This is a genomic window from Colwellia sp. RSH04, from assembly GCF_003545765.1.
Taxonomy (GTDB): domain Bacteria; phylum Pseudomonadota; class Gammaproteobacteria; order Enterobacterales; family Alteromonadaceae; genus Colwellia.
In genome coordinates this window covers 1-5356 of record NZ_QXIO01000026.1, presented here as the reverse complement: position 1 = coordinate 5356, position 5356 = coordinate 1, and the positions used below count along the sequence as shown (strand labels likewise).

7 protein-coding genes are annotated in these 5356 nt (G+C 35.1%); all 7 read right to left on the bottom strand.

Annotation, left to right across the window (positions count from 1 at the left end; translation table 11 throughout):
- Positions 1–183: 183 nt before the first annotated feature.
- On the bottom strand, positions 184–1212 hold the full coding sequence (locus D1094_RS18205; protein WP_118961520.1) for a Kiwa anti-phage protein KwaB-like domain-containing protein: 1029 nt from the start codon (positions 1210–1212) through the stop codon (positions 184–186).
- Between the two features lie 2 nt (positions 1213–1214).
- On the bottom strand, positions 1215–1841 hold the full coding sequence (locus D1094_RS18200) for a hypothetical protein (RefSeq protein WP_118961519.1): 627 nt from the start codon (positions 1839–1841) through the stop codon (positions 1215–1217).
- A gap of 146 nt (positions 1842–1987) precedes the next feature.
- Entirely contained in the window at positions 1988–2368 is a 381-nt protein-coding gene (locus tag D1094_RS18195) for a hypothetical protein (protein ID WP_118961518.1), read from the bottom strand.
- 215 nt (positions 2369–2583) lie between these two features.
- Entirely contained in the window at positions 2584–2826 is a 243-nt protein-coding gene (locus D1094_RS18190) for a hypothetical protein (protein ID WP_118961493.1), read from the bottom strand.
- A gap of 137 nt (positions 2827–2963) precedes the next feature.
- Complete coding sequence (locus D1094_RS18185; RefSeq protein ID WP_118961517.1) at positions 2964–3719, bottom strand: lysozyme inhibitor LprI family protein; 756 nt, start codon at positions 3717–3719, stop codon at positions 2964–2966.
- Between the two features lie 895 nt (positions 3720–4614).
- The gene (locus D1094_RS18180) at positions 4615–4851 is read right to left on the bottom strand and encodes a hypothetical protein (protein WP_118961516.1); all 237 of its coding nucleotides are present in this window, start codon (positions 4849–4851) and stop codon (positions 4615–4617) included.
- A gap of 120 nt (positions 4852–4971) precedes the next feature.
- The coding region (locus D1094_RS18175) for a hypothetical protein (RefSeq protein WP_259338004.1) at positions 4972–5356 on the bottom strand (385 nt) is incomplete at its 5' end.

The window sequence follows — 5356 nt, the reverse complement described above, 5'->3', positions numbered from 1 at the left end:
TACAAAATCCATTTCTTCGTAATCTGATTTCTCTGCTTTTCGAATCATTCACCTAACTTCCCTTAAGGTACATAACGCTTTGCTAAGCGGCAATAAAATAGCTGGCTAAAATTAGCGAGGAACGAGCAAAAGCCAGATGTTTTTTGTCCGTTTAAGCAACTTGTTATACGTGTTTTCACCTGTTTATTCAGTTACTTCAAGAGCCACTAACTCACCATCTACATCAAACATAACACCATCAACAACCGTTTTTACACGCTTATTTTGCAATAATGTTAAAAGTTCTTTCACATAGTCTTTATTATCTTCTACTAGAATTTTACCTGTATTATCGAACTTTATTTTCCAATTTCCTGCTGCGTCTGCAACAGTCTTTAATTTAGTTAACCAAATATCGTTCGTGAAATAACCTTTTTCGTGAACTGAGGCTAGCTGTCTCATTAAATGTTTATCATTACCAATAACTGTTGTTAATGTGTCACTAGACGTTGAGACCATTGCTGAACTGGCACATAAGGCTGTAATGGCTTCTGTTTTCTTTTCTTTTAACCTTTCATGATAATTCATTGCTACTTCAAACTGCTTTATATCCGCTATAAACATATCATCTTTAAATTGGATAAAATCAATATAAGGAGTTATTTGAAAGCGAGGGTCATTATCAATAGACACGATGAGTTCATTGTTTATTGGAGCAAAGCTTAAAAATTTACCCGAGGTCTTATTAACAGACCATGAGCCGCTTATATATCTGAAAGCGAATAGGCTTTGTTCAGGTTCACCAAAAGTTAGCTGTATGACATAAGCGTTATAATCATTTAACTCAGATTGATCTAAAACATAGGGAATATTCCCTGTAGTTACTAACTCTTCCATTTGAGAAAAGTCTGTTGCAGCTTTTTCTACATGAAAAAATCTATTATCTTGGTTGGTATTAATTGTTCGTAGTTCACAGATATGCTCATTACCAGCAATACATTCAGTAGCATAACTTTTAAAGCTTTGTTTATGCTCATTTTCTACTTTTAACCTTTTAACACCAAGAAAACGTTTTTCTTTATTTTTAGTACTAATTTTAGCGACATAGATATTTATAACTGCATTTTCTAAATCTAAGCCTTGTAATACTTCTAATTTTCGATCTAATGATGCTTGATCTAATTGATTTTGCGCTGCTTGCACAGCAACAGGCTGAGCTTCTAAATTTTCCATGTCTAATCCTTACTCCGTATAATTTTTTTGGGGAATATAAAGTGAATTCCAGCTGTTTCTTTTACTTCAATACTTTCATTGGAAACTTCAACCGTTCCTAAACAAAGTACATTTTCTTCATAAGTAGATGTTCTTCCGACTTCTTTGTATTTTATTTTATATAGCCTTATACCCATTAATAAAAACATAGGGTTTAAAAGAGAGATCTGCTCTTTATGAACGAAAGAAAATATAAAAATCAAAAAAACTAAAAGTGAAATGATTGTTTGAATACTTTCATAATTGAAAGCAAATAAACCTATTAAAAAAGGTAACGTATAATTAAGCATATCTCCCCGAACCTGAGAAACTGCGTTAATTTTTATCGGGGTTCCGCCTTCTTGATGTGTTAGTAATGAACGGATAAGGCGTGCGACAATTAAACTTGCAAATGAAGAAATAAAAAATAAAACCAAAGCGTACCAACTTACTTGAACGCCCCATGATAAAAGACCAAATTTTAAGCCTGATGTTTTATCTGAAATATCTCTAATAAGCAGAATCAAGAATAAAGGGTAATATGCCGACAAGAATATTAAGGCTTCAACCCAAAGAGATGGAGCCATTTCCTTTGGCTTATGGTTAATCATTTTTTCATCCTATATTTAAATTAACACTTAGGCTAACACACGCACCAAGCCTGTTTACACGTATAACGCCTTGCTAAGCGGAAAATAATGGTTGGCTATAATCGCGAAGCGATGGCCAACTGTTATTTTTCCGTTTGAGCAACTTGTTATATTTTTTGTGCGCCGTTAGAAAGTAACGCCGCTATTAAAAGTGTTGGAATTGCTGCAAAAATTAGTGGTGCTAACGCAAAGCTTACGAATACCAATAGATAAGTTAAGAATAAAACTATCGGCAGAGCAAAATAAAATAAATTTTGCTTAGTAAATAATGTGAATACTTTACGTATTACAAACATAATAATTAATGATAGAACTGCCGCAAATATGGCGATTAATATATTTGAATAATATGAAACCACAAACTCATTATACGGTTGCAGTAATTCAGGAACTGGTAATGCAGCTACGATATTAATTAACCAAACGAAGATGTAAGCAAAAGAACTACCTAGTAGAAATGAAATAATATTTTTGTGCACGTTTGTCATAATGGATTCCTTCCTTGTGAAAAATATATATTACGAATCGGTTAGAGACATAATATGTCACAAACTTAACCTTTGCGACATATTATGTCAACAAAAGATTAATACTCTAAAGTTTATGAAAAATATAACGCCCCGCTAATGGGCAAATAATTGTTGGTTAAAATAAGCGACGCAGGAGCAAAAACCAACTGTTATTTGTCCTGTTGAGCGCCTTGTTATGCAGATTTTAGCCAAACACTCTCAAATTCTTCTTTTGATATTTTTCGCGATTCTGACAAGTCTAGATCCTTAATGTTTCCATCATACAACCAACACTCTTCAACTGAATCATTTCTAGATGAAAACCACTTACCATCATATTGCTCAACTTGCCTGAGAGCATGTCCCTCATTAGCAAACTCTGTCCAAATGGTTCCTTCACCTAAATGTGATTCAGACACTCCAATCCAATATTGCACCGCACTTCCTTATCTGCATAACGCCTAATTAACAGGCAAAAAATTGTTGGCTAAAATAAGTGAACGTAGTGAACAAAAAGCCAACTGTTTTTTGTCCTTGTTTAATTTCTTGTTAGCTTCAATTGAGCTAAAAACTATTAGGGAGCAGAAACTTTTACTCCTGTATGTATTATTGCTTTGTGGTCAGGTAAGTTGACAAAAATCCATTGTTTAAACTTATCTAACTTCAAGTTATTTTGTGTTCGACCGCTTTTACGAATATATGCCCAAACATACTCTTCCATAAAACCTGCTTCATATATAATAACTAACTCATCTAAATATTTGTCTGGAGTTACAGCTTTATTAGCTTTTAATTCTTGCCAAATTTGTGCTGTTTTTGACCTTGCAAAGAGCTCCCTTTTATACAGGTTAGGTTGACCACTTTCCTCAAGCTCTATTGGCCAAGTTTTTAGTGCCATTCCATAAAACAGCCAGCCATGCATTGCATTCTTGTCGTTTAAAATACTTTTACCGATAATTATTTGATCATTTCTAATGTCTTTTTTAGAACTTCCAATTAATTTAGAGTACAGGTCTAATTCCTTAGTTCTCTCAGCACTTAATCTTGATATACACTCTAAGGAGTTGGAATCTGCAATATTGCTTTTAATCCAATGTCCCTTTTTAGGTAAATCACTTTCAAATTCACAAACAGCATCTCTGTACCTAATCCATAGAAGTTGAGCTTTTTTAAGCTTCTTAATCTGATTTTTATTTAGAATTTTAACCGTATTTTTATACGCTATATTTAACTGTTCATCGTGCTGAATAGCGCTTTTAACAAGATCTCCTGCTGAACATAAAAAAGGGGTTATTGTTAATAGAAATGCTATTTTTTTAATTACGTGCATCGATACATCCTTGTGAAGCTAACGCCGCTGTTAACCGGCAAATAAATAGTTGGTTAAAATTGTGAGGCACGAACAAAAACCAACTGTTTTTTGTCCGAGTTGAACGCCTTGTTAGACGGTAACTCCACCAAACTTTACCAGATAATCAACCGCTTAAGCGCGCGACTAACCGAAATTGATTTGAACATACTCCCAAAGCGCTGTCCTTTAAGTGAGAGAGTCGCTCCGCCTTAGCAAAGACACGCTAGGCTCACGTTCTCTCACTTAAAGGACAATGAAAGAAGTATAGCGCGTGTCAACTTTTCGGTTAGATTTTCTCATCATAGCAGCGCGCGTTAATATACTGATTATTTATACAGTGCATTAAATCATCTAACCGATAAACACACACAACAGATCGTTACCGATCTAACGTTTATATTAAACGGCAAAGTAACATTGGCTATAATCGCGAAGCGATGGCCAACTGTTACGTGTCCGATTTGAATTATCTTGTTATTTGATGGTAGCGGAAAACTACCAACGATAACAAGCACTTTTAAGATTTGGCAGCCCGACCGTAGAAGCAAAAAATACCCAGCAACACGACTAACCAAACCGTGACTTTTGAGCCAAACACGAAAGCGAGAACAACGTTAATGACTTTACCGCAAGGTGTTTTAAAAAAGCGTAAAGTCTATTAGCGTTAAACACCAAAACGGTTAGGCGAAAACTGCGGCGTAACCCACCAAGCTAATCTTGAAAACACTGTTCTTACAATAAAATAATAACTCGATTTCGTGTTGCCAAATAACGCCGCAATAAGCGGAAAATTACTGTTGGCTAAAATGTTTGAGGAACGAAAAACAGCCAACTGTAAATTTTCCGTTTGATTGCCTTGTTATGTGTTGAAGTGCTACATATTTGGATTTACAACAACAAACTGAGGTGCATTGCTTGAAATTGAGTCAATATTATCTGATAAATGCTCATGCTCAAAGTCTGCATTTTCCTCTGAACTTAGTTGATCGGCGCAATCATTTAAGAATGAAGCCATTGCGCGCAAATCCTCTGGTTTAGCTGAAACAGTGATTTCTTGCATCTCAAGCAAGCCGTGAGCTAATTTTTTATTAGCATATCCATAAAATTTCATTCGATAATCCTTTAAACACATAACGCCCCATTAAGAGGCTTTTAATTGTTGGTTAAAATGTGAAGCGAAGCGGAACCTAACCAACTGTTAAAAGTCCTGCTTGAATGGCTTGTTATGTTTTTACCGCGCTTGCTCGTAGGTAAATATAGTTTCAGCTTTAATTGCAAACTCATTTACTAGATTATCCCAATGCTCTGGTGCGCCTAACATTGCAGGATTACTTTCAGCATGGCGACGTAAAGCATTTTCAAAAGCTTCTATATCAACGGATGCGCCTAGTTCAGATACTATATTATGCATAGCAACAGAAAATCGCTCTTGATCCATGGGATGAGTTGTATGCCATGTTGGGATTCCTGCCCAACCTTTAATTAATTCGTAAATTCGATCTTCCATAATTACTCCATACTCGATAGTTGATAAAAACATAACGTTTATATTAAACGGCAAAGTAACATTGGCTATAATCGCGAAGCGATGGCCAACTGTTACGTGTCCGATTTGA

Bases quoted from the DNA above. Each gene is read 5' to 3' on its own strand.
- D1094_RS18205 (WP_118961520.1), bottom strand. From the start codon at position 1,212: ATGGAAAATTTAGAAGCTCAGCCTGTTGCTGTGCAAGCAGCGCAAAAT.
- D1094_RS18200 (WP_118961519.1), bottom strand. From the start codon at position 1,841: ATGATTAACCATAAGCCAAAGGAAATGGCTCCATCTCTTTGGGTTGAA.
- D1094_RS18195 (WP_118961518.1), bottom strand. From the start codon at position 2,368: ATGACAAACGTGCACAAAAATATTATTTCATTTCTACTAGGTAGTTCT.
- D1094_RS18185 (WP_118961517.1), bottom strand. From the start codon at position 3,719: ATGCACGTAATTAAAAAAATAGCATTTCTATTAACAATAACCCCTTTT.
- D1094_RS18180 (WP_118961516.1), bottom strand. From the start codon at position 4,851: ATGAAATTTTATGGATATGCTAATAAAAAATTAGCTCACGGCTTGCTT.